Origin of the sequence: Bifidobacterium sp. W8110 (assembly GCF_016101375.1) — a bacterium.
In the GTDB taxonomy this organism is placed as follows: Bacteria; Actinomycetota; Actinomycetes; order Actinomycetales; family Bifidobacteriaceae; genus Bombiscardovia; species Bombiscardovia asteroides.
Genome location: NZ_JACFQO010000002.1, coordinates 720185 through 743504 on the forward strand (window position 1 = coordinate 720185; position 23320 = coordinate 743504).

Here is a 23320-nt window from a genome sequence, read left to right on the forward strand (position 1 = left end):
GCTGTTGGTGGCCATGCGGTACGATGATGTTGGATTTTTCGTTGCGTACACCGTGTCCGTCCTCGGCTTGAGTAATGAGGCGGCAACCTGATTCTGATGGCCGTTTGCCTGAATTTGTGATCGTTCAGAACTCCCGCATTGCAGAGCCGTTTTGATCGAATCTTGAACCAAGTAACAGAAGATCAATGGTGAGTTGTCTTCACGGTCAAACTGTTATAGTGTATACATGAACACCGGAACAGCTCAGCCAGGGTTGTGCCGACAATCAATGAAAGGGGCTTGGATGAAGCTGATCATCTCATCCCTGTCCGGACAGCCGATTTATCGGCAGATCGAGGACCAGATACGTTCGGCCATCCTGACTGGAGACCTGAAAGCTGGGGAGGGGCTGCCTTCCCTGCGACATCTCTCGCAGGAGCTCAGGGTGTCCGTGCTGACCGTGACCCGCGCTTATACCGAACTCGCTCAAGAGGGTTTGGTGGAGAACATCCAAGGCAAGGGGACCTTCGTGGCCGACAGTGGCGACCAGGTCATGCGGCAGCATCTGGAGGACCGCGTGCAGTCCCTGCTGGGGGAGGCGGTCGATACGGCTCGTCGGGCCGGCATGGAGCCGGACCGGATTCGCGGCCTGCTTGACGGCCTGCTTGGCAACAGGGGTTCTGCATCCGCGTCCGAAGAAGGGAAGGAATAGCAGTATGCGTGCATCACCGCCGATGACAACTTCCGGTGAAGAGGTCGACTATGCCCTGCGCGTCAGTGACTTGGGAAAAAACTACGTCAAGGCTGACGGCACGGGTTTCCGCCTGCACCAGGTCACCATGGATCTGCCCATGGGCTACATCATGGGATTGATAGGCCCCAACGGTGCAGGTAAATCCACCCTGATCCGGCTCTTGCTGAATATGACTCGCCGAGACAGCGGAGAAATCAGTATTCTGGGCCGTGATCCCTTGAGTCAGGAGGAGGAGGTCAAAGCAGATCTGGGTGTGGTCTTCGATTCCATTTATTTCCTTGAGGCATGGAAAGTCAAGGCTGTCGAGCCAGTGATGGCACCCATGTATCCCTCTTGGAACAGTGATCGTTATCAGGATTATCTGCATCGGTTCGGTCTGCAGGAAAACCGCAGAATCGGCAAGCTCTCCCGTGGAATGCAGATGAAACTGATGCTGGCTGTTGCCCTCAGCCACGATGCAAGGCTCTTGATTCTGGATGAGCCCACAAGTGGTCTGGATGTCCTGGCCAGGGACGAGCTCATGGATATTCTGCTGGACTACATCGGCGACGGTCGTCACTCGGTGCTTTTCTCCACGCACATCACCGAAGATCTCGAACGGGTGGCTGACTTCGTTACCTATATCAACCGGGGGTCTGTCTTCTACACCGGCCCCAAGGACGAATTGATGGAGGCTTTCCAGGTTGTGAGAGGAGGGCCGGACGATCTGGCTAGAGCGCAAATGCCGCATCTAATGGGCTTGCAGCGTTCCGCCACCGGTTTCGAGGCTTTGGTCCCTACTGAACACTTGAAGGATTTTCTGGCATCTGCTTCTCCTGCCGCCGTGGAGCCTTCAGGGGACCGCTACCTGGTGGAGCGGGCCGACTTTGACAACATCATCAGACTGACCGCGGGCTCACCTGCTGCGGCCGACAAGAATAAGGAGGTGGAGTCATGAAGGCGATAGCCAAGCAGATCAGGTTGGACATGCAACGTTTCTCAGGAGCAGGGAGAACTTGGGTTGGTGTGCTGATTTTCATGTCCGCGCCGCTCATCGGAATCCTGCAGAACCTAGTCATGACCCTGACAGGCAATGATGGGGAAGATGCAAGGACTGCCTTGACGGGAGCAGTGGCCTGCATGGGAATCGGACTGATTGTAGGCCAATTATTTGGTTTGTTCGCCGATTTCAACAATACGGCAATTCGGTTGAACGGTCTGCTGCCCATAACACGTGATCACCAGGTATTCGGACGCTATGCTGCTGTAATTCTGCTGGTTCTGGTTCAGTCTTGCGGCTATGCAGTATTCTTCTTCTACGCTACTGATTCATTTTTGCATGGTCGGGACCATTGGCGCGATACTGTCTTGTTTGCTCTGGGGTTGTTCCTGTTGGAATCTTTGCTCTTTGCAGTAGCTACGCCCTTGTTTTATTGGCTGGAACCAGTTAAGGCAATGATAGCCTTCCTGGCGCTTCTTGGTTTGGTACCAATCATGGCCCTTATCGGCAGTTTGCTGCCCTTGGACTGGGGGACCCTCTGGGATTCAATCATGCGATTTTTGACATCCGGCCTGTGGCAGCCAGTGCTCCTCGGGCTGGCCTTGATTCTGGCGGTTGATACGGTTTCGATAGTCTTATCTCGCAAGGTCTATGCCAGGAAGGAGATCTGAGCCAATTCGCTCAGGCTTCAGGACTGCATGACCGTGTGGCGGACGTAGTCGGACATGTCCCCTGGATCGATGCAGTCCTGGAAGCGCACAGGTGCGTTTTCCAGGGCGCGCAGAGCCTTGGGGGGCCTGGTGTCGGTGGCCTCGGCCAGGATGTCCATGCAGTCGAAATCACTGTCCGGGGTCTCCAGGCCCAGGGATTGGCAGACCACCCGGGGGAACTTGTAGGGGCTGGCTGTAGACAGCAGCACCCGGGGCACTGCAGGATCCCTGTCGGTCTGCCCGGTCATGACCTGGTATCCGCAGGCCGTGTGCGGATCGATCAGGTATCCCCGGTCCTCCCAGCAGTTGCTGATGGCCGACGCCACCTGGTTCTCGTCGGCCCAACCGCAGGAGAAGAGCCTGCGGATTCTGGTCATAACGGTTTCGGGCACCTGGTAGCGTCCCGTGGACTCCAAGTCGGCCATAAGCGAGGCAATCAACTCGGTGTCGCCGTCGGCCATGTAGTAGAGCATCCGTTCCAGGTTGGAGGAGATCAGGATGTCCATACTGGGGGAGGTAGTGGTGTAGAAGGGGCGGTTGCGGTCATAGATGCCTGTGGTCAGGAAGTCGTTGAGGACCCGGTTGCGGTCCGAGGCCACGGTCAGCCGGGCCACCGGAAGGCCCATCATCTTGGCGTAGTATCCGGCCAGCACATCGCCGAAGTTGCCGGTGGGCACGCAGAACTCGACAGGATCCCCAGGTCTGATCACTCCCCGTTCCATCAGGGAGCCATAGGCCCGGAAGTAGTAGACGACCTGCGGAGCCAGGCGGCCCACGTTGATGGAGTTGGCCGAGGAGAGGACGGTCGAGGCCTTCTCCTCCAGTTCACGAGCCAGATCGGTGTCGGCGAAGATGGACTTGACTGCGGACTGGGCATCGTCGAAATTGCCCCGAACCGCACAGACCTGCAGGTTGCCGCCCTGCTGGGTGACCATCTGCAGGCGCTGAATCTGACTGACCTTGCCCTGAGGATAGAAAACAGTGATGCCCGTGCCCGGCGCGTCTGCGAATCCGGCCAGCGCCGCCTTGCCCGTGTCTCCGGAGGTGGCGGTGAGCACCATGATCCGTTCGCCATCCTCCCCGGCCAGGGCCATCAGTCTCGGCAGAAGCTGCAAGGCCACATCCTTGAAGGCCGAGGTGGGCCCGCGGAAGAGCTCCAGTACGAAGTCGTTGCCGCCCAGGTCCACCAGAGGGGTTATTGCCGGATCGGACCACTGTTCTCCGTAGGCTGCGTCCAGGCAGGAGTCCAGCTGAGCGGAAGAGTAATCGCTCAGCAGTCCCGAAAGGACCAGTTTGGCCGTGCCCCTGTAGTCCAGGCCGGCAACCGTGGCAGGGTCGATGGTCAGTGCGTCCAGTCCATCGCTGACGTAGAGTCCGCCGTCAGGGGCCAGGCCCCGTCTGATGGCCTGCTTGGACTGCAGCTGCTCCCTGTCGCCTCGGGTGCTGTGGTATGTGCTCATGGTTGCCTGCCCCTCCGCCATGTCGCCGAACTCATCATTACCAGGGCATTCTACCCCGTGCAGGGGTCCGAACCATTGCACTGCTCGGCTCGCGGAGGAAACTGTCTGTGGACGTCAGGGCCTGCCAGGGGCCGGCATGGCGTACAGTATTGCCCACCAGCCCTGTATCCGAGGCTGTATGTCAAAGACAAAGGAGCGACCCATGGTCGAAGAGAACCCGGTACAGCAATCCTACGATGTCCTGAACTCTTCGATCTCGCAGGTGGATCCGGAGATCGCCGCACTGCTGGATGGGGAGTTGGAGCGTCAGCGCGGCGGCCTGGAGATGATCGCCTCTGAGAACTTCGTGCCCAAGGCCGTCCTGCAGGCCCAGGGATCCGTGCTGACCAACAAGTACGCCGAGGGCTATCCCGGCAGACGCTACTACGGCGGATGCGAGTGGGTGGACCAGGTCGAGAACCTGGCCCGGGACCGCGCCAAGGCCCTGTTCGGCGCCGAGTACGCCAATGTCCAGCCTCATTCGGGCGCGCAGGCCAACGCCGCCGTCTATCAGGCCCTGATCAAGCCCGGCGACACCGTGTTGGGCCTGGCCCTGGATCATGGCGGCCATCTGACCCACGGTATGAAGATCAACTTTTCCGGACGTTTTTACCATGCCGAATCCTACGGGGTCGATCCGAAGACCTTCCGCATCGAGCCCGAGATCATCCGCCAGCGGGCCCTGAAAACCCATCCAGCCCTGATCATCGGCGGATGGAGCGCTTATCCGCGTATTGAGGACTTCGCAGCCATGAAGGAGATCGCCGACGAGGTGGGTGCCAAGTTCTGGGTGGATATGGCCCACTTCGCGGGTATGGTGGCAGCCGGCCTGCATCCCAGCCCGGTGCCCTATGCCGATGTGGTCTCCTCCACGGCCCACAAGACCCTGGGCGGACCCCGCTCCGGGTTCATCCTGGCCCGTCAGGAGTATGCCAAGAAGCTCAACTCCTCGGTCTTCCCCGGCAACCAGGGCGGCCCTCTCATGCATGTGATCGCGGCCAAGGCCGTGGCCTTCAAGCTGGCCGGCACGCCTGAATTCAAGGAACGCATGGAACGCACCCTGGAGGGCGCAAAGATTCTGGCCGAACGCCTGATGGCCAAGGATGTGGCCGACAACGGCATCACCGTGCTCACAGGGGGGACGGACGTTCACCTGGTCATGGTGGATCTGCGCAACAGCGAGATGGACGGCCGTCAAGGGGAGGACCTGCTGGCCAAGATCGGCATCACCGTCAACCGCAATACGGTGCCCTTCGATCCGCGCCCGGCCTCTGTGGCCTCCGGTCTGCGCATCGGGACCTCCGCCCTGGCTACTCGCGGGTTCGGCCCGGCCCAGTACGAGGAGGTGGCCGATGTGATTGGCACTGCGCTGGCCCAGGGCCCCCAGGCGGATCTGGATGCCCTCAAGGCCCGGGTGGACCGGCTGGTTGAGGCCTTCCCGCTCTATCCTGAGCTGGATCAGACCCACTGATTGGCCCTTGGAGGAGGGAGGTGCAGCAATGCCCTCCCTCCTCTTGTTATTATTGCCCTCGCTGTGGGTTACAATCGGTACAGAATATGGGTCTGGCGGACCCTTGAGGGCGAAAGGATCTGACGAACATGAGTGAAAGCGAGAACTCCGGTCGCCAGGATGTGTTCGATCGGGTCTGTGCCATGGCCGATGCAGCGGCTGCTGCACAGGCAGGTCTGGCGGGCATGACCGGTCAGGCCAGGAACGCTCTCTTGCTGGCCCTGTCCGATACACTGATCGACCAGGCCGAACAGATTGCCGCAGTCAATGAGCAGGACTGCACCCAGGCTTTTGAAGAAGGAATGAGCGCCGGTCTGATCGACCGTCTGCGTTTGGACAAGGTTCGTATCGCGGACGCCGCCCGGGGCGTGCGCATGGTGGCTGGGCTGACCGATCCACTGGGCGAGGTGGTTCGTGGCCATGACATGCCAAACGGCATGCGGCTCAATCAGGTGCGGGTTCCCCTGGGGGTGGTGGCCATGATCTATGAGGCCCGACCCAATGTCACCATCGATGTGGTGGCCCTCTGCCTCAAGTCCGGCAATGCGGCCCTCCTGCGAGGGGGTCACGCGGCCGAACGCACCAATCGCGCCCTGGTGGAGCTGATAGGCGGGGTGCTTCGTGAGCAGGGGTTGAATCCGGCTCTGGTGGCCTCCGTGGACCGATACGGTCGCGAAGGGGCCCAGGCTCTGATGAAGGCACGGGGTCATATCGACCTGCTGGTGCCCAGGGGTGGCCGAGGGCTGATTCGCAGCGTAATCGAGCAGGCCACCGTGCCCACCATCGAGACCGGGGCTGGCAATGTCCATATTTACGTGGACCGTTCGGTGGATATGGATCAGGCCATTCCCGTCATCGTCAACGCCAAGACCCAGCGGGTGGGTGTCTGCAACGCCGCTGAAAAGCTGATTGTCCACCGGGATGTGGCCGCTGAGTTCCTGCCACGTGTGGCCCAGGCGCTGACCCGGGCCCAGGTCGAGCTGCACCTGGACGCTGTCTCCATGGACATCCTGGCCGGGCATGGTCTTCCTGAAGAACTGCTGGTCCGCGCTGAGGAAGCCGACTGGGACCGTGAGTATCTGGATTTGAAAATGGGGGTGCGCGTGGTGGACTCCCTTGACCAGGCCATCGAGCACATCAACCGTCACTCCACCGGCCATACCGAGGCCATCCTGGCCCGGGACTATGAGGCTGTCGAAGAGTTCTCCCGCCGGGTGGATTCAGCCGTGATCATGGTCAACGCCTCAACGCGATTCACCGATGGAGGCATGTTCGGCATGGGTGCCGAGCTGGGCATCTCCACCCAGAAGCTGCATGCCCGAGGACCCATGGGTCTGCAGGAACTGACCACCACCAAATGGATCGGCTACGGCAGGGGGCAGGTGCGGTCGTGAACGAGAAGATCGAAGAGCTCTTCCAACGCGAGCACGATAATCCGCGTATCTGGCTGAGAGTGGCTTCAGAGCGGCTGAGCCTGCTTCGGTACGTCTTTCTGGTCCAAATCGAGGACGGCATCCCTGATGCAGACCAGCGCTCCTGCCTGGAGTATGCCGATGCAGTCCTGATTGGATGGCCGGACGAGCATGCCGATGATGTGTACGACCTGGACCAGGACCAGCTCAACCAGGTCAGGCATGACATCACCGTCATGGAGGAACGGGTGCCTGTCTTCCGCAAACAGGAGCAGGAGGGGCGCATTGCCGACATGTCCGACTCATTGATAGCCATCACCGGATGTGTGGCCCAGGTTCGTCAGGCCTACCAGCCAGGCTTTCCCCTGCCCACCTACTCTGAGATCCGCCGTGTGGTCCAGGAGGAGTGGAATGCCGACATGGAACGAATTGATCCCGACCGTGTCAACCCCAGCGCCGAGCAGATGCGCCAGGAGGCCGAGTCTGAGAATGCGGAGAACGCCTCGGAAGCCAGACGGGAGGGCGAGCAGGCGTGAACCGGATGATGTCCGAGCTGTCCAAGGAGGGGGAATCTGGACAGGAGCCATCAGATATTGACGGGGCCTGTAGGTCGGTCCACCCTAACCGTCGTCCCCGGGTTGGAATCATGGGCGGTACCTTCGACCCCATCCATAATGGCCACTTAGTGGCTGCCTCGGAGGTGGCCTGGGTCTACGACCTGGATGAGGTCATCTTTGTGCCCACCGGCCGCCCGGCGTTCAAGCTGAACAAGACTGTGACCAATGCTGAGGACCGTTATCTGATGACCGTGATCGCCACGGCCTCCAACCCCAAGTTCACGGTCTCCCGGGTGGACATTGAGCGCCCCGGCATCACCTATACCGTGGATACCCTGCGCGACATCAAGCGGATGCGTCCCGACAGTGACCTTTTCTTCATCACCGGGGCGGACGCCGTGGCCGAGATCATGCGTTGGAAGGATGCCAACCGGATGTGGGATCTGGCCAAGTTCGTGGCCGTCTCCCGACCCGGCTACTCCTCCAGCCTGGACAACCTTCAGGTGCCTGCTCAGCGGGTGGATACCTTGGAGATCCCGGCCCTGTCCATCTCGTCCACGGACGTGCGCCGTCGCTCGGCCCGGGGTATGCCGGTCTGGTACCTGGTCCCGGATGGGGTGGTGCAGTATATCAACAAGCACGGGCTCTACCGTTCGGCTTCCTGAGCTTCGTATACCGTCGGACTCGCCAACACGAACTGCCCTGCTGTGTCAGCGCGCGCCATTATCATGGAGGCTGTCCGCTTCAGCGAAAACAACGTTTGGAGATATGGTGAGCGCGATACTCAAAGGCAGACCAGGAAAAAATCTCATACTTGTCACAGGCCGGACCCATCCCAGACTCGCGGCGGACGTGGCCGATCAACTCGGCATTGACGTCCTGGAGACGACAGCATACGACTTTGCCAACGGTGAGATGTATGTGCGTTATACGGAGTCGGTGCGTGGAGCCGATGTCTTCGTTTTGCAGACCCACTCCGACCCGGTCAACAAGTCCATCATGGAGCAGCTGATCATGATCGATGCCCTCAAGAGGGCATCGGCGCGGTCCATCACCGCTGTCTGCCCACTCCTGGGCTACTCCCGTCAGGACAAGAAGCATCTGGGCCGTGAGCCCATCTCCTGCCGGCTCATGTTCGACCTGCTCAAGGCAGCCGGCGCGGATCGAATCATGTCGGTGGACCTGCACGCCGCCCAGTCCCAGGGCTTCTTCGACGGGCCCGTGGACCACCTGATCGCCATGCCCGTGCTGGTGGACTATGTGCGCGACCGGATGGACCTGTCCAAGGTGGCCGTGGTCTCTCCTGATGCAGGCCGCATCCGGGTGGCCGAGCAGTGGGCCCAGCGCCTGGGAGGCGTGCCCCTGGCCTTCATCCACAAGACCCGTGATATCACCCAGCCCAACAAGGCTGTGGCCCACCGGGTGGTGGGCGACGTGCGCGGCCTGGACTGCGTGCTGGTGGACGACTTGATCGACACTGGTGGCACCATTGCCGAGGCCTGCAACGTGCTGGATGAGGCTGGCGCCAACTCCATCACCATCGTGGCCACCCATGGCGTCATGTCCGGACCTGCCGTGGAACGGCTCAAGTCCTGCCAGGCCAAGGAGGTCATTCTGACCGACACGGTCCCCATTCCCCAGGAGAAGCGCTGGGACGGGCTGACCGTCCTGTCCATCGCGCCCCTGCTGGCCTCGGCCATCAAGGCGGTCTTCGAGGACGGCTCGGTGGCCCGCCTCTTCGACACTTATCCAGCCCATCACGGCCAGGGCTTCCTCTTCGCTTAAAGCCTTGCCTATCTGGCATGGCGTGGCGTAATCGTCCGGCTGTGGCATAATGAACCTGGCGGGGCCCTAGGGTTCCGCCTTTCCCCCATGGTGTAAAGGCAGCACACGGGTCTTTGGAACCCTTAGTCTTGGTTCGAATCCAGGTGGGGGAGCTTACGCTCGCCGATTCCGGTCGGAGACGGCCTCCTTGGGGTCGGTGACCAACCGAAAGGAACTGTCTTGGCAGTCAAGAAGATCGAAACCTGGCTCACCGACATGGACGGCGTGCTGGTGCACGAGAACACGGCCCTGCCCGGCGCTGCCGAATTCATCGACACCCTCAAGCGCAACAACCGCCAGTATCTGGTGCTGACCAACAATCCCATCTACACCCCTCGTGACCTTTCGGCCCGCCTTGGGCGTTCGGGCATCGACGTGCCCGAGGATAGGATCTGGACCTCGGCCCTGGCCACCGCCGACTTCGTATCCCGGACCATGCCGCGGGGATCTGCCTATGTGATCGGCGAGGCCGGGCTGACCACGGCCCTGCACGAGGCCGGGTTCATCCTTTCCGACATCAACCCGGACTATGTGATCCTGGGCGAGACCCGGACGTACTCTTTTGAGTCCATCACTACAGCCATTCGCCTGATTCTTGGTGGGGCCCGCTTCATCTGCACCAATCCTGACGCCACCGGTCCCAGCGAGAACGGCGTCCTGCCGGCGGCTGGCGCAGTGGCGGCCCTGGTGACCAAGGCAACCAACCGTGAGCCCTACTTTGTGGGCAAGCCCAACCCGATCATGTTCCGCACGGCCCTGAACAGGGTGGGTGGCCACTCCGAGACCACAGCCATGATTGGCGACCGGATGGATACCGATGTGGTGGCTGGAGTCGAGGCTGGTCTGAATACCTTCCTGGTGCTGACCGGCATCACCACACGATCCGAGGTGGAGACCTTCCCCTACCGCCCTGACCAGGTGGTGGACTCCATTCAGGATCTGATCGACATCGCCGAGAGCGGGGTGGTGGAGTTTTGAGTGGGGTGCAGACGCTGACCGCTGGCATCATCCTGGCCGCAGGCGAGGGTACCCGCATGCGCTCGGCCCATCCCAAGGTTCTGCACACCCTGGCCGGCAAGACCTTTCTGCAGAGGGTCATGACCTCGGTGACCGCCCTCAATCCCGAGCTGACGGCGGTGGTGGTTCATCATCAGGCCGACCTGGTGGCGCAGGCTGCACGGTCCTACGATCCCCAGGTGCGCATCGTGCGCCAGGACAGCCGACCGGGCACGGGGCGTGCGGTCCAGTGCGCCGTGGACCAGCTGGATGGCGAGCTCCAGCACGACGGCCAGGTGCTGATCGTCGCCTCGGACATGCCCCTGCTGGACGCGGACACGCTGCATAGCCTGCTCGACTATCATGTCAGCTCCGGTGATGGAGCCACGGTACTGACGGTCAATTTGGATGATCCCACCGGATACGGCCGCATCATTCGCGACCAGGATGGACGGGTCCTGCGCATCGTCGAACAGCGGGATGCCACCGGCACCGAGCTGGCCGTCAAGGAGGTCAACACCTCCGTTTACGTGTTTGAGGCTGACCTGCTGCGACAGGCGGTCCGCGGCCTGGACGACAGCAATGCCCAGGGTGAGTTCTATCTGACCGATGCCTTGGAGACGGCCCGCCGCCTGGGTCGGGTCGGGGCCTTCGCCGCTCCTGATCCGCTCAAAGTCGAAGGCGTCAACGATCGGATTCAGCTGGCTGATCTGGCCAAGGCCCATAACCTGCAGGTCTGCCGAGAGTTCATGCGCCAAGGGGTCACCATTCTGGATCCGTCCACCACCTGGATCGAGGACGACGTGGTCATCCAGCAGGATGCCGTCATTCTGCCCGGTTGCTTCCTGCAGGGTCATACCGAGATTGCCTCGGACGCGGTCGTCGGTCCCTATACCACCCTGATCGACGCCATCGTCGAGCCGCAGGCCAAGGTGGAGCGTTCCCATGTGCAGGAGACCCGGATCGGAGCCCGGGCCAACATCGGTCCCTGGACCTATCTGCGGGCTGGCAACGTCCTTGCCGAGGACACCAAGGCCGGGGCCTTCGTGGAGATGAAGAAGGCCACCATCGACCACGGGACCAAGGTTCCCCACCTGTCCTATGTGGGGGATGCTCATATAGGCCACGACAGCAACGTGGGAGGCGGATCCATCACGGCCAACTACGACGGTGTGCACAAGAACCGCACCGAGATCGGGTCGGAAGTGCACGTGGGCGCAGGGAACCTCTTCGTAGCTCCCGTCCAGGTGGGCGACGGGGTCACGACCGGGGCCGGATCGGTCATCCGCCATCCGGTCGAGGACGGAGCCATGGTCTATTCCACCAATGACCAGCATCAGGTTCCGGACTGGAAGCCCGCCTGGGAGCGGTAACCATGACAACATCTTCTTCGCAACAAGGAAAGGCGTGACAAGTGCCAGCATTGCAGGAATCCATCGACGCGGTCCGGGTGGCCGCTCGGGCAGCCAACGATGTCAAAGCCATGGACATCGTGGCCTTCGATGTCTCCCAGCCCATCGCCATCACCGACATCTTCATGGTGGCCACCGGCAGCAACGAACGACAGGTCCTGGCCATCGCCGAGGAGGTGGAGAAGCAGCTGCATCTGCAAAAGAATCTGGATCCACGATCGCGGGAGGGCATCCAGGAGGCTCAGTGGGTTCTGCTGGACTACGGTGACTTCGTCATCCACATCATGCACAAGCAGGCCCGGGCCTACTACGACCTGGAACGGCTCTGGAAGGACTGCCCCCAGGTGGATGTGCAGTTGGAGCACCCCTTCACCCTTGCCGATGACGACCCGGATGACCAGGTGGCCTCCAAGGCGGATGATCTGAATGGGGATGATCTGCGCAGCCGTTTCGCTGACCCTCAGGACAACCATGACTGATTCGGATACCGCCGCTGAAAATGGACGGCATGTGCGCTCCTTGACCGTGGTCCGTCATGGGCAGACCGCATACAATGCAGGGCACAGGATGCAGGGCCAGATCGACATTCCCCTCAACAGCGTAGGCCGTTGGCAGGTGGAGAGGACCGCCGAGGAGCTGCGGGCCGAGTATGTGGATGGCGTCCCCCAAGACCGTCATCTGCTGGTGATCTCCTCTGACCTGGGCCGTGCTGCCGCCACCGCCCACGCCTTCGCCGACCCCTTGGGCCAGACGGTCCATCTCGATCCTGGGCTGCGCGAACGCGGCTTCGGCGAGTGGGAGGGAGCCAGCGCCGATGAGGTTCGTCAACGCTGGCCCGAGGATTACGAATCCTGGTCCCGGGGTGCCGGGGGAGAGCTGCTCCACGGTGCCGAGACCAAGGCTCAAGTCGGCAAACGAGGCCTGGAAACCCTGAACCGATGGATCCACCGGGCTGGTCCGGACACGGATCTCATGGTCTTCTCACATGGGTCTTTCATTGCCGAGGCCCTTCAGGCTCTGCTGGGCATGGCCAGTACGTACCCCGAATACCTGGGTCTGGTCACCATGCGGAACGCCCATTGGGCCCGATTGATGCCACGAGACCTGCCAGGCGGTGGTCTGCGCTGGTCCATGATCGACTACAATCGTGGTCCGGCCATCGCCATGCGGGGGGATTGGGACAATCCCCGAGGGCTGGTCCAGACCGACTGAGGTCCTAGGCGGTCGGCCGACCATCACACTATCGCCATGACCACCAGCTACCATAAGAGCGCAGCCACCAGCCGTTGGATCAAAAGGGGTCGGAGTGAAGCAGTTCTTTCATGACATTTCCTGGGCGCAAATCATCGCCGGCGCTCTTGCAGCCATGACCTCCTTCTGGCTGGCCGCCAAGATCGGCGTGGCAGGATCCATCATCGGCGTAGCCATCGGTTCGATCGTCTCCGCCGTGGCCTCGCAGATCTACAAGAATGTTCTGGAAGCCTCCGGCCAGAAGCTGCAGGAGTCCGTGGTCGGCAGTGCTGACCAGGATGATGATGACTCCAAAACAGGATCGAATGACGATTCGGATGCCGATGGACAGACCACCATGTTGCCGGCCCAGGGCAAGGGTCGTTCTGACGATTACAGCGATGCTGCCGACGGATCAACCCAGGTCATGGCCCCTGTAGATGGTTCCACCCAAGTCATGCCTCCTGTCGGTGACGAAAAGTCGACAGCCACGACCGGTAGGACCATTTCATCCAGCAATGGTCCAAGAACCCATGCGGCCTCCATTACGGCAACCAGCAGGAAAAAGCTGGATCAGCGCCACCGCAACGTCATCATCGTCTCCGTGGTGAGCGCCCTGGTGGCCGTACTGCTTTCCGCCTTGGCCATCAATGCCCTGACCAAAGGCGAAGGCACCGACAAGGTGGTTCGCAACGTCGTCAGCCCACCGGCCAGCCAGGTGGTAACCCCCAGCCAGGAGGAGACTCCCTCAAAGCCCGCGCAGCGCACAGAGGAGCCTGAGAACCAGCCGACCCCGGGTGCCCCTCAGAGCCAGCCGTCCGGAACAAAACAGAACCAAGGCACCGAACAAGGGTCAGGACAGGTGCAGCAGCAGGGAGGGAAACCCACGAGCTCACCTTCGCCGTCTGCTGATGCGACCGGCTCCACGCCCAGTCCCTCAAACACGGCTTCTACGCCGCAGTCGTCACCGACGAGCACGACAAATTCCTCGCCTCTTAACTGACCTGCCGTTCGGCGCGGCACACGCATCCCACCATGTAATGTGACTAGGGTCACTTTCGGCCGGTCCATAAGGTCCGTCCCCAAGGATCTGGTCCCGAAGGCGGGACCAGCAATGAGAAAGGTGTGTATATGCGCAAGGTTCTGTGCTCTCCGGGCTCCTATGTTCAGCAGGAGGGCGCCATGGGAAAGCTGGCCGGGGAATACGCGGCTCTGGGCACCAGGGGCGCCCATCTGATCGTCGATCCGGTCATCGACGGGCTCTACCACGACGACATTGTCGCCTCCTTTGAGCACGATGGGATCCCCTACGAACTGATGAAATTCGGCGGCGAGTGCTCCATGGAGGAGGTCGACCGCCATCGTGCCCATTTGGGCGACAGCGACGCAGTGATCGGCATAGGTGGCGGCAAGACCTTGGATACCGCCAAGGCCGTGGCCCACTTCGCCCACCTGCCGGTCATGATTGTGCCCACGGCGGCTTCATCGGATGCGCCCTGCTCAAGGCTCTCTGTGCTCTACACGCCTGAGGGTGTTTTCGACCGTTATCTGCCCCTGCCTGCCAACCCGAACGTGGTCCTGATGGATACCGACGTGATCGCCAGGGCCCCGGTACGCTTCCTGGTATCAGGGCTGGGCGATGCCTTCGCTACCTACTATGAGGCGGCTGCCTGCGTGCAGTCGAACGCGGTGACCATGACCGGGGGGCACGCCACCATGGCCGCCTTCGCCCTGGCCCGTCTCTGCCGCGACACCCTGCTGGAGGATGGGGTCAAGGCCGTGGCCGCTGCCAAGGCCGGTGTGCGCACAGCCGCTCTTGAGAAGATCATCGAGGCCAACACCCTGCTGAGCGGTCTGGGCTTCGAGAGCTCCGGTCTGGCTGCCGCCCACGCCATTCATGACGGGATGACCGCCCTGGAGGGCACCCACTCCATGCTGCACGGAGAAAAGGTGGCCTTCGGCACCCTGGCACAGCTGGTCCTTGAGGATCACCCCCTGGAGGAGACCCGCAGGGTCTACGGCTTCTTCCGTAGCGTGGGTCTGCCCACCTCCCTGGAGCAGATCGGTATTGGGCAGGCCAGCGATGAGGATCTGCTCAAGGTCGGCGAACATGCCTGCGGTCCTGACGAGACCATGGGCAACATGCCCTTCGAGGTGACCCCCACCGATGTGGCTCACGCCCTGCGCGCAGCTGATCAGCTGGGTAAGCAGCTCTGAGTTCTCTTTCTCTGATCCCTCTTTACAAGTACAGGCGGCCGCCGGCATGAAGTCGACGACAGCCTGTACTTTGACCGGTTTTGCGCTGATCACCCTTGCAGGGAGGCGGCAGCCTTTCGTATGGTTTCCTGATCCGGGCAGGTGGCTGGACCGGGCTGTGTAGTGGAAAGGGCCCCTGCGCAGTTGGCCAGTGTCAGCGCCTCCTCGATGGGCAGGCCTTGGAGGATGCCGGCACAGAGGACACCCGAATGGGCATCGCCTGCACCGTTGGTGTCTATGGCATGAACCTGTGGGGTGGGAATATACTTGCCCAGCCCAGCATCCGTGGGTTGGCAGTACCAGGCACCACGGGCGCCGGCCCTAAGAACCACGGGGCTATCTAATCTCAGTGAGAGCGAGCGGCAGAGGGATTCCAGCTCGGTTGCATCGCCGGTCTCGAGTCGGCAGCCCAGACGTTCCGCCAGGATTGGTCCTTCGCGTGCATTGAGCGACCAGATCGGATGCAATCCGTTGACCGTGCCAAGCACATCCAGTGCAATATCGGCCACCATGGGTCCGACATCGAAGAGCACAGGGAACCCTTCGCCCTGGTGTCTGTGAGCGAATCCGACCAGGCTTCTGGTGTTGTACCTGTGGCAGAAGGAATATCCGCTCAGGTAGATGACGTCACCGGAAACCAGGTGCATGCTTTCGTATGTGCCCTCCGGTACACGGGTCTCTGCGCCCCTTGCCGATACGAAGGTGCGTTCGCCCGATGGTTCGATCATGGCCACTGAATAGCCGGTGTCACAGTCATCCAGCATAGGCCCTTGGGCGGGAACCTGCAGGGCGGCAAGGGCTCTACGGGCCATGTCCGCCATCGGACCTGTGCCAATCGCCCCCATATAGGCTATCGGTGCTCCCATCTGCCTGGCTGCGTGGATCACGTTGTATCCGCCGCCGACTTTTATGGCGCTTCGCCTGGCGAAAATGTCCCCTCCGCGCTCCGGGAGGTGGTCGATGTCCATAGTCAGGTCAACCACCACCTGACCCAGATGGAGGATCCTTGGCTCAGTCATTGCCGCTACCCCCCACCGCTGTGGAATCCTTGGAGAGGAGGTGCAAAATGGCGTAGAGGATTCCTCCCAGGAGGAGGGATACCAGCCAGGCCAGGCCGTTCCGGCCCAGGAAGCTGCCAGCCAGCGGTCCTGAGAACCAGACCTCGTTCTTGGAGACCTGGGCCGTCACGAACAGGAAGCCGACGACCATCCCCACCAGCCAGCTGATGATGGCGGGGAGGTTGACTCCGTGCCAGTACCAGTAGGGGGAATCGGCTTGAAGGTTCAGAAGGCCGTCCGAATCGTAGCGCTTGCGGGAGATCATATCCGACAGGAAGATGCCTGTCCAGGTGCTTAGCGGCACTGCCAGCAGGGAGATGAAGGTGACGAAGGGGCCGTAGAACCCGTCGGAGCCCAGCGTGAAGTACAAGGCTCCGCAGGTTGTCACCACCACATCGACCACGACAGCATAGACGCGGGGAATTCTGATCCCCAGGGTGATGGTGGTCAGACCGGCCGAATATACGGAGAGGTTGTTTGACATAAGCAGGCCTGCAAATGCGGCAATCAGATAGGGGATTGAAACCCATGCAGGCAGAGCGCTTCGAACCGCGGCGACAGGATCGGCGGCGGAGGCAATGGTGGAGTTGCCTGCTGTCAGGACCGATCCCAGGCCGATGACCACGACCAGGGGGATGCCGGCGCCTGCCGCCGCGGTCAGGATCAGAGGGCCTGATTTTACCGAGGTCTTCTGGTAACGGGCCATGTCTGCACCGGAGTTGACCCAGCCGATGCCCGTCCCTGCGGCTATGGTGCCGACACCGATAAGGAAGGCGCTGGCCGATCCAGGAGCATTGCCGATGAAGGAGGACCAATCTACGGTCGTGGCCAGATAGATGGCCACCAGCAGGGTAAGGGCTCCGAATATCCAGGTGGCCCACTTCTGCACAGTCAGAATGAAGGCGTGACCGGCGGCCGAGACCACCACTGTCAAGGCTACGAAGACGGCAATGCAGACAAAGATCAGGAAGGGGGAGCGCTTGGCATCGGCTGAAGTACCGAAGATGATGGCGATCAGGGAGAGCAACGCAAAAGCGCCGGTCATCGTGTTCACCGTCTCCCAGCCCAGTCTGGACAACAGAGCCACCAGTGTGGGACCTGCATTGCCTCTGACTCCGAAAATGGCCCGGGACAGGGTCAGCGTTGGGGCCCCTCCTCTTCTGCCTGCTATGGAGATTATCCCGACAAGTGCAAAGGATCCGAAGGCTCCGATGCTCGTGGCGAGCACGGCCTGCCAGAGGTTGAGGCCCTGGGCAATCAGGGTAGCTCCCAGAGGGATTCCCAGGATCGAGATGTTGGCGGCGAACCAGACCCAGAAGAGCTGACCGGGCGACCCGTTCCTCTGATCCTCGGGCACGGGTTCGATGCCCCTTTGCTCAACTCTGGAGAGGATGGTGCCCTCTTTTGGTGCAGTTGACATGGATTGTCTCCTTTGACTCACGATGTACTGGATGCAGCGATGGATTGTCTGGTCAGGCCTGTGGTGTGGTCTGGGTGGACCCCATGATCTCAGGGTTGACTGGATTTTGCATTCTTGTATTCCTGAAGGATTCTGTCGTATCCGTTTTGCGCTTTACCTTAGGGTAATCAGGCCACGGGCAGTTTTCTGCAGGTCAAGGTGAGATACCGAAGCCACCTGGGAGCAGAGTGCAGGGTCGAACACCTCGGGGCCGGTGCATGCGCCGGTCATTGCGCCAGTCATGGCAGCGATGGTGTCCGTATCGCCGCCCAGGTTGACCGCGACGAATAGAGCCGATTGGGGATCGTCGGCGAATCTCCAGGCCAGGGCAAAAGCGGCTGCCACAGACTCATTGGCCTCCACCGAAGTGCCGCAGTCTTCGATGAGGTGGCGTTCGAAGTCGTCCTCATCGCTGAATTCTTCGGACACTTGTATTGCCTGGCGGGCCCGAGCGGGAACCGATGCCTTGGGTGTCCAGGCTCCGGCGGTTTCCATGGCGGGTACCAGGCGCAAGGACTCATTCAGTGCCTGGCGAACGGTCATTCCTTCAAGTCCCAGACTGACTGTCGTAGCGATCAGCGCTGCGCTTTGAAAGCCTGCGACCGTGTCGTGGGTGACCTGGCAGGACTCGTAGATGCGATTGGCCAGCCGTCTGGTGTCTTCGGGCCTGTTGGCTATCCCTACCGGGGCGACTCGCATGGCCGCCCCATTGGTGGTGCCGGTCCTTCCTGTTGCCATGATGTCCGCGCCATGGCGAACCTGTTCCAGGGCCAGCTTGGTGGATGGCCCGAGCAGGTCCAGTGATCCGCGTGACTTCATGCCGTCCTCCCAGGCCAGAAGGCGCTTAGCGAACTCTTTGGGATCGATGTGTCCTCTGCCCTCGATGATCAGCTCTGCGACAATCAGTGCCTGCTCGGTGTCATCGGTCACAGATCCCGCAGGCATACCTGGAGCGATCGGCTGATCCGCAATAGCATCACGAAGGGTGTCAACCCTGCCGTAGGCCTCATGGATGGCTGCTGGACTCATGCTCTGCGTGGGCATGCCCAGCGCATCTCCCAAGGACAGCCCAGTAAGTGCGCCCAGTGCGCCCTTTTCAGTTCTGGTCATTGTTGTGCATGCCTCCAGAGTCGTTGCGATGAGCCCATGAATCTGTTTGCAGATAGACTGCGACATTTTTAATCAGAATAATTGTAAGGCCCTTGGAGGTTTGTCGGCACAAAGGTTGTGGCAAGCATGATTCACAATGAAGAATGGGAGTCTGAGCGAGCTCTATCCTGTTAGGTGGGAGATAAAAACAATGCTGGTTAGTCGAGGTTAAAGATTTGATCGAGGTGTGGGTTCTATAGATTGCCGACAGTGATTGGCGAAGATTATCCCTTGATGCCGTAACGGAGTTTGTCGGGGTGTCCTAATCTTGGCTTCGGCATGGGTGGGCTATAGGAACTAAACGCGTTGTTTATGTTGGGGGTTTGGCCTTGTGGCTGTAAGCGTGTTGGGTGGTTGTTAATAGGTCGGGTTGTTAATAGGGGTCTTGCAGGGGTGCCCGTTCCTGTTCGATTGGGGAATGAGAACCAGATCGAAGAGGGCCAGGCATTGCCCCATATGCCATGGGCGGATGCGCAAGCATGGGCGCAACAGATCAGGCACGCAGCGCCGGATGTGTCCGTCCTGCTCGATCGCGTCCACCGCGCGCAGGCAGGACCGGGCCCGCGCCGCGCAGTTGAGGGAGTTCCCGGACTGGCCGCTGACGGGCAGGACCCGGGAGCAGATGGGGGCCATGGGCGCCAGGGCCTGGCGTAAACGGGTCGGCTGGTGCTGGAACATCAAGCCGGCAATCACACCGGACGGGGTGGTCCATCACACGCTCATGGCCGACGGCACGTATATGGCACACGGCTGGTGCCTCCTGATAGCGATCGACGGGCAGACGGGCCAGGTCATCGACCGGCAGTGGTGCCATCAGGAGAACACGGCGGCCTGCACGGCCCTGTCCTCCCGCATCCCCGGGCCCGACGTGCTCATCACCGACGGCCTTCGCGGCGTGCAGAAAGCCTGCCATGCCTGCTGGCCGGGCACGCGCATCCAACGGCCTGGTGCACGTGCAACGCAACACCAAAACCGACCTGACACTCAAACCACGACTTCAGGCCGGCAAGGAACCCAAGCGACCCTCCGACCAGCTCACCCGGGTCCATACCATCGAGGAAGCGGTGCGTTGGGGTGAGGCCTTGAACGCCTGGCACGAAAGATGGAAAACCCTCATCGACGAACGCACCATGGCCAAGGACGACCCAGCCAACCCCAAAGCCAGCCACCAATCCTGGTGGTGGACCCACCAGGAACCCCGCCGCTGCTACCGCAGGCCCGAACACCTCTTCCAAGACAGGCAGCTCTTCGCCTTCCTGGAACCCGAACTCACCGCCGGCGGGCCAGTGGAACGCACCACCAACCGGCTGGAAGGAGGAGTCAACCCACCCATCAAACGCACCCTCCTGCAACACCACGGCCTACCCGAGAGCCACATGAGACGCGCCTGCGAATGGCACTGCTACATGAAAACCGACAACCCCGACCCCGCCAGCCTGATCAGGGACGAACACCACCAGCCACAACCAGCACCCAAACGGGAAACCAGACAGGAACAGGACGAGCCCGAACACTACGGCACCGCCATCAACTGGAACGAGTTCCACACACCATTCAGATACCCCAACACCACACTCTGACCAACACACAACCAAACCCACACACAGAACCTAAAACAACGCGTTTAGTTCCTATAGCCCCTGATGCCGGAGAGACCGTTCTGTATCAGCATAGAGGCTAGATTGGCTGAGCTCTGATAAGGATGCGAAGGGTAAGGAATACGAGCGGTGTCCATCTCAGTTACACCCCTTTAGATAAAAAAGTGCCGCCCTAGTGTGCATATCATATAAATATGATAGAGGCAGTGGCGGCTTCTAACAAGCTTTAATATACTCGGGATATCAGTTAGAAAGCTTCATCAAGATAAAGCTTCACAATATAAACACATTTCTTATCGGATGGTCTTTCTTCTATCATGAGCTACTGCAGATCACCCTTCAATCGGCAAACATAAAACTGGTCGGCTCGGCCGGGGTTGTGGTCATCGGCGGCTGCGCCTTGATGTCTGGCCGCCGCTGTCGCACGCCTGCGGCGTGCTGCTGAAGGGGTTGGGAATGTGGTGTTTGTGCCGCCCCCTTCCATTCTGGCCCGGGCCGCTGCGACTCAAGCCCCGAGCGTCTCCGCCCACACCCCGCTCCGGCCGAGGGGGCCGAACAGCATGCCCCCTCGGCCTCCGGGGGAGTGTTCGGATCCACGCGGGGGCTTGACTCTCCGCTATACCCGGGCCGCCATTCCAGGCGTCGGCACAAACAGTCCCGGCACCAAGGAAAGGAACACCCATGAACACCACAACCAGCCTCCAGGACGACGTCAAGCAACTGAGCCAGGACCCCCAACTCATGCTCACCGCAGGCCGACAGGCCCTCGACAGCATCATGCGCATACTCGACGGCACCCACCAGCCCGAAGCCATAGGACACGACCGGCTCACCCGCATGGCCGCGCTGATAGAAACCTCACTGCCGCACCGCGACGCGCTCCTGGTCGCCGCCATCAACCCCGACACCACCCGAGACGACCTGACCACCATCACCGAACAACCCCACGACCCCGCCGCCGTCAAACTCATCTTCACCAGCCTCACCACCTGCTTCGAAGGCCGGACCCCCGTCAACCAGGAACGCGCCGACAGAGCCTACAACCTCTTCGACCAGCTCACCGCCGCCGTCGGCCCCACCCCACACCTCAGCGCCTCCAGAGCCTACCTGGCCTGGGCCGCCCGCGACCCCGACCAAGCCAGCTCATACATGGTCCAAGCCCTCACCCTCGACCGAACCAACAACCTCGCAGCGCTCATCGCCCTGGCCCTCAGTAAGAACATCAACCCCACCGACGACTAACACCACACACAACCAAACCGAAGAGGTCTCCTCCCAAACCAAGGAGGAGACCTCTCCGCGTCCGATGCGTTTCTCCCGCCCCATAAAAGGGGCACTCGAATCCGCTTCATTCCCTAGGAATGATCGTTGTTTAGATTAATCATGCTTGTCTGCAGCATCAACGGCATGAATGACGAGTAGGGAGATGAGAATGGTGAGAACCTCAGTTATCAAAGATGAGAGCGCCATGGCTTCCCACCTGCTGAAGGCCAAGGCCATCAACCCCATGAGAAACACAAAACTCACAACTTCGCTAACAAGCTTCTTCAAGACCTTGTGACTGCTCATGCTAAACAACACATCCACCAACGCATCAGTTATGTAGGTACCAAAGAACCACAACAGAAAGATAACGATGGTACCCAAAACCCCACGCCACCCATGCACCCAGGAACGAACGCCACCGAAAGGGAGCAAGCGATAAGTGACACCAATGCCGACCGCAAAAGGAAAGACAAAACCCAACAACACAGTTCCGAAAAAACCAACACCGGTAATCGCATCCGAAACCGTTACATGGTCTGATCGTCCACGGTCACTCATCGCTCACCCCTCTCTCCATGAATCAGAGGAACAAATCAACCCATGTCGCCGTGTATTCAGCAATATCGTAAGGGATGCCCAGCTGCATCAAACCTGAGACGATAGCGGCATGAGTCCAGACGCCGGTGGCTTCCAGGAAGTCTGCAATCCGACCGGCCCACGGAGCAATCTTGGCAGGAAGCTTGGAACCTCCCCAGCGCAGAAGCTTAATGACAGCTTTCTTGGCGATCGTCGTAGCCCAATTCCTCGATTGGAAGCCATTACCGGCAGTGCCATCATGCATCGAGAATGCATACTCGGTCAGGATGCCAGCACCTTCATAATCACCGTTTTCCCATGCGGTATCCGCTATCTCCAGCACATCCCTCGGAGTCAGCGAATCGGTGACTTGACTCACGATAGATGTCGAAGCGGTATCCACAGGCTCTGCAGCCATCGCCTGACTGGGAACCATGGCGACTCCCATAGACAGCGCAAGTGGAACAGCAACGCTGGCGAGCAACCTACTTTTGATAGTGTTCAGAGCTTTCATCATAAGCCCCTTTCCGTTTGTTGAGTCAATTCATCCTTGATAACCAATAACGAAGTCAGCGGTGTCAGCCATGGCACCTCTGACAACCCAGCTAAAACTGGAATACTGCACTGATAGATAGGCCTAACTATCATTCTTGAGTTATTACATCAACGGTGACAGTAACACCACCGTTACACCATCATAGGGCTATAGGAACTAAACGCGTTGTTTATGTTGGGGGTTTGGCCTTGTGGCTGTAAGCGTGTTGGGTGGTTGTTAATAGGTCGGGTTGTTAATAGGGGTCTTGCAGGGGTGCCCGTTCCTGTTCGATTGGGGAATGAGAACCAGATCGAAGAGGGCCAGGCATTGCCCCATATGCCATGGGCGCCAGGGCCTGGCGTAAACGGGTCGGCTGGTGCTGGAACATCAAGCCGGCAATCACACCGGACGGGGTGGTCCATCACACGCTCATGGCCGACGGCACGTATATGGCACACGGCTGGTGCCTCCTGATGGCGATCGACGGGCAGACGGGCCAGGTCATCGACCGGCAGTGGTGCCATCAGGAGAACACGGCGGCCTGCACGGCCCTGTCCTCCC

21 protein-coding genes, 1 tRNA gene and 2 pseudogenes are annotated in these 23320 nt (G+C 60.5%); 18 read left to right on the top strand and 6 right to left on the bottom strand.

Features of this window, described 5'->3' with window-relative positions; translation table 11 throughout:
- The first annotated feature begins 283 nt into the window (after positions 1 to 283).
- From H3T88_RS05905 to H3T88_RS05915, 3 genes are read left to right on the top strand one after another with little or no spacing between them, the layout of a single operon-like run.
- Positions 284 to 691: a GntR family transcriptional regulator gene (locus H3T88_RS05905; RefSeq protein ID WP_198203888.1), complete on the top strand. Its 408-nt coding sequence runs from the start codon at positions 284 to 286 to the stop codon at positions 689 to 691.
- A 22-nt stretch (positions 692 to 713) separates the two neighbouring features.
- Positions 714 to 1670: an ABC transporter ATP-binding protein gene (locus tag H3T88_RS05910; RefSeq protein ID WP_232347211.1), complete on the top strand. Its 957-nt coding sequence runs from the start codon at positions 714 to 716 to the stop codon at positions 1668 to 1670.
- Entirely contained in the window at positions 1667 to 2383 is a 717-nt protein-coding gene (locus H3T88_RS05915) for an ABC-2 transporter permease (RefSeq protein WP_198203890.1), read from the top strand. The genes H3T88_RS05910 and H3T88_RS05915 overlap by 4 nt, the downstream gene beginning before the upstream one ends.
- 17 nt (positions 2384 to 2400) lie before the next feature.
- Here H3T88_RS05915 and thrC read toward each other — a convergent pair whose 3' ends face one another.
- Positions 2401 to 3882, bottom strand: coding sequence for a threonine synthase (gene thrC / locus H3T88_RS05920; RefSeq protein WP_198203941.1), 1482 nt, complete (start codon positions 3880 to 3882; stop codon positions 2401 to 2403).
- Between the two features lie 202 nt (positions 3883 to 4084).
- On the opposite strand from thrC, the gene glyA reads away from it, so the two are divergent.
- The 12 genes from glyA (at position 4085) to H3T88_RS05980 (ending at position 15079) form a co-directional block, all read left to right on the top strand.
- Entirely contained in the window at positions 4085 to 5392 is a 1308-nt protein-coding gene (gene glyA / locus H3T88_RS05925; protein WP_232347156.1) for a serine hydroxymethyltransferase, read from the top strand.
- A 119-nt stretch (positions 5393 to 5511) separates the two neighbouring features.
- Positions 5512 to 6825: a glutamate-5-semialdehyde dehydrogenase gene (locus tag H3T88_RS05930; RefSeq protein ID WP_415873729.1), complete on the top strand. Its 1314-nt coding sequence runs from the start codon at positions 5512 to 5514 to the stop codon at positions 6823 to 6825.
- The gene (locus H3T88_RS05935; RefSeq protein WP_198203892.1) at positions 6822 to 7379 is read left to right on the top strand and encodes a phosphoribosylglycinamide synthetase; all 558 of its coding nucleotides are present in this window, start codon (positions 6822 to 6824) and stop codon (positions 7377 to 7379) included. The genes H3T88_RS05930 and H3T88_RS05935 overlap by 4 nt, the downstream gene beginning before the upstream one ends.
- Positions 7380 to 7384: 5 nt before the next feature.
- Positions 7385 to 8065: a nicotinate-nucleotide adenylyltransferase gene (gene nadD, locus H3T88_RS05940; RefSeq protein WP_015021715.1), complete on the top strand. Its 681-nt coding sequence runs from the start codon at positions 7385 to 7387 to the stop codon at positions 8063 to 8065.
- A 103-nt stretch (positions 8066 to 8168) separates the two neighbouring features.
- The gene (locus tag H3T88_RS05945) at positions 8169 to 9185 is read left to right on the top strand and encodes a ribose-phosphate diphosphokinase (RefSeq protein ID WP_029676331.1); all 1017 of its coding nucleotides are present in this window, start codon (positions 8169 to 8171) and stop codon (positions 9183 to 9185) included.
- Between the two features lie 81 nt (positions 9186 to 9266).
- A tRNA-Gln gene (locus H3T88_RS05950) sits at positions 9267 to 9337 on the top strand.
- 67 nt (positions 9338 to 9404) lie between these two features.
- On the top strand, positions 9405 to 10202 hold the full coding sequence (locus H3T88_RS05955) for an HAD-IIA family hydrolase (protein ID WP_015021717.1): 798 nt from the start codon (positions 9405 to 9407) through the stop codon (positions 10200 to 10202).
- A gap of 5 nt (positions 10203 to 10207) precedes the next feature.
- Positions 10208 to 11593, top strand: a complete 1386-nt coding sequence (gene glmU / locus H3T88_RS05960) for a bifunctional UDP-N-acetylglucosamine diphosphorylase/glucosamine-1-phosphate N-acetyltransferase GlmU (RefSeq protein ID WP_198203943.1) — start codon at positions 10208 to 10210, stop codon at positions 11591 to 11593.
- 41 nt (positions 11594 to 11634) lie between these two features.
- The gene (gene rsfS, locus H3T88_RS05965; RefSeq protein ID WP_110417073.1) at positions 11635 to 12111 is read left to right on the top strand and encodes a ribosome silencing factor; all 477 of its coding nucleotides are present in this window, start codon (positions 11635 to 11637) and stop codon (positions 12109 to 12111) included.
- The gene (locus tag H3T88_RS05970; protein ID WP_198203893.1) at positions 12104 to 12844 is read left to right on the top strand and encodes a histidine phosphatase family protein; all 741 of its coding nucleotides are present in this window, start codon (positions 12104 to 12106) and stop codon (positions 12842 to 12844) included. Before rsfS ends, H3T88_RS05970 begins: the two co-directional genes overlap by 8 nt.
- A gap of 94 nt (positions 12845 to 12938) precedes the next feature.
- Positions 12939 to 13865: a hypothetical protein gene (locus H3T88_RS05975; protein ID WP_198203894.1), complete on the top strand. Its 927-nt coding sequence runs from the start codon at positions 12939 to 12941 to the stop codon at positions 13863 to 13865.
- Between the two features lie 128 nt (positions 13866 to 13993).
- The gene (locus H3T88_RS05980; RefSeq protein WP_198203895.1) at positions 13994 to 15079 is read left to right on the top strand and encodes a glycerol dehydrogenase; all 1086 of its coding nucleotides are present in this window, start codon (positions 13994 to 13996) and stop codon (positions 15077 to 15079) included.
- Positions 15080 to 15168: 89 nt separating this feature from the next.
- Here the strand turns inward: H3T88_RS05980 and H3T88_RS05985 are convergent, their stop codons facing one another.
- From H3T88_RS05985 to H3T88_RS05995, 3 genes are all read right to left on the bottom strand, one after another.
- On the bottom strand, positions 15169 to 16137 hold the full coding sequence (locus H3T88_RS05985; RefSeq protein WP_198203896.1) for a PfkB family carbohydrate kinase: 969 nt from the start codon (positions 16135 to 16137) through the stop codon (positions 15169 to 15171).
- Positions 16130 to 17596, bottom strand: a complete 1467-nt coding sequence (locus tag H3T88_RS05990) for a purine-cytosine permease family protein (protein ID WP_198203897.1) — start codon at positions 17594 to 17596, stop codon at positions 16130 to 16132. The genes H3T88_RS05985 and H3T88_RS05990 overlap by 8 nt, the downstream gene beginning before the upstream one ends.
- Before the next feature lie 153 nt (positions 17597 to 17749).
- Positions 17750 to 18745, bottom strand: a complete 996-nt coding sequence (locus tag H3T88_RS05995; protein ID WP_198203898.1) for an ADP-ribosylglycohydrolase family protein — start codon at positions 18743 to 18745, stop codon at positions 17750 to 17752.
- Between the two features lie 457 nt (positions 18746 to 19202).
- Here H3T88_RS05995 and H3T88_RS06000 point away from each other — a divergent pair.
- Positions 19203 to 20364, top strand: a pseudogene (locus tag H3T88_RS06000) (IS1249 family transposase).
- 699 nt (positions 20365 to 21063) lie between these two features.
- A complete protein-coding gene (locus H3T88_RS06005; RefSeq protein WP_015022034.1) occupies positions 21064 to 21624 on the top strand; it encodes a hypothetical protein in 561 nt (186 codons plus the stop codon).
- A gap of 135 nt (positions 21625 to 21759) precedes the next feature.
- Here H3T88_RS06005 and H3T88_RS06010 read toward each other — a convergent pair whose 3' ends face one another.
- Together H3T88_RS06010 and H3T88_RS06015 are read right to left on the bottom strand one after the other, a co-directional pair.
- Positions 21760 to 22206 carry a hypothetical protein gene (locus H3T88_RS06010; protein ID WP_015022033.1) on the bottom strand — a complete coding sequence of 149 codons (447 nt, stop codon included), beginning with the start codon at positions 22204 to 22206 and terminating at the stop codon, positions 21760 to 21762.
- A gap of 22 nt (positions 22207 to 22228) precedes the next feature.
- Entirely contained in the window at positions 22229 to 22741 is a 513-nt protein-coding gene (locus H3T88_RS06015) for a hypothetical protein (protein ID WP_045925197.1), read from the bottom strand.
- A gap of 356 nt (positions 22742 to 23097) precedes the next feature.
- On the opposite strand from H3T88_RS06015, the pseudogene H3T88_RS06020 reads away from it, so the two are divergent.
- Positions 23098 to 23320, top strand: a pseudogene (locus H3T88_RS06020) (IS256 family transposase); the annotation flags it as partial.

Bases quoted from the DNA above. Each gene is read 5' to 3' on its own strand.
- H3T88_RS05915 (WP_198203890.1), top strand. From the start codon at position 1,667: ATGAAGGCGATAGCCAAGCAGATCAGGTTGGACATGCAACGTTTCTCA.
- H3T88_RS05980 (WP_198203895.1), top strand. From the start codon at position 13,994: ATGCGCAAGGTTCTGTGCTCTCCGGGCTCCTATGTTCAGCAGGAGGGC.
- glyA (WP_232347156.1), top strand. From the start codon at position 4,085: ATGGTCGAAGAGAACCCGGTACAGCAATCCTACGATGTCCTGAACTCT.
- H3T88_RS06005 (WP_015022034.1), top strand. From the start codon at position 21,064: ATGAACACCACAACCAGCCTCCAGGACGACGTCAAGCAACTGAGCCAG.
- thrC (WP_198203941.1), bottom strand. From the start codon at position 3,882: ATGAGCACATACCACAGCACCCGAGGCGACAGGGAGCAGCTGCAGTCC.
- H3T88_RS05905 (WP_198203888.1), top strand. From the start codon at position 284: ATGAAGCTGATCATCTCATCCCTGTCCGGACAGCCGATTTATCGGCAG.
- H3T88_RS06015 (WP_045925197.1), bottom strand. From the start codon at position 22,741: ATGATGAAAGCTCTGAACACTATCAAAAGTAGGTTGCTCGCCAGCGTT.
- H3T88_RS05990 (WP_198203897.1), bottom strand. From the start codon at position 17,596: ATGTCAACTGCACCAAAAGAGGGCACCATCCTCTCCAGAGTTGAGCAA.
- H3T88_RS05995 (WP_198203898.1), bottom strand. From the start codon at position 18,745: ATGACCAGAACTGAAAAGGGCGCACTGGGCGCACTTACTGGGCTGTCC.
- H3T88_RS06010 (WP_015022033.1), bottom strand. From the start codon at position 22,206: ATGAGTGACCGTGGACGATCAGACCATGTAACGGTTTCGGATGCGATT.
- H3T88_RS05910 (WP_232347211.1), top strand. From the start codon at position 714: ATGACAACTTCCGGTGAAGAGGTCGACTATGCCCTGCGCGTCAGTGAC.
- H3T88_RS05970 (WP_198203893.1), top strand. From the start codon at position 12,104: ATGACTGATTCGGATACCGCCGCTGAAAATGGACGGCATGTGCGCTCC.
- nadD (WP_015021715.1), top strand. From the start codon at position 7,385: ATGATGTCCGAGCTGTCCAAGGAGGGGGAATCTGGACAGGAGCCATCA.
- H3T88_RS05945 (WP_029676331.1), top strand. From the start codon at position 8,169: ATGGTGAGCGCGATACTCAAAGGCAGACCAGGAAAAAATCTCATACTT.
- H3T88_RS05985 (WP_198203896.1), bottom strand. From the start codon at position 16,137: ATGACTGAGCCAAGGATCCTCCATCTGGGTCAGGTGGTGGTTGACCTG.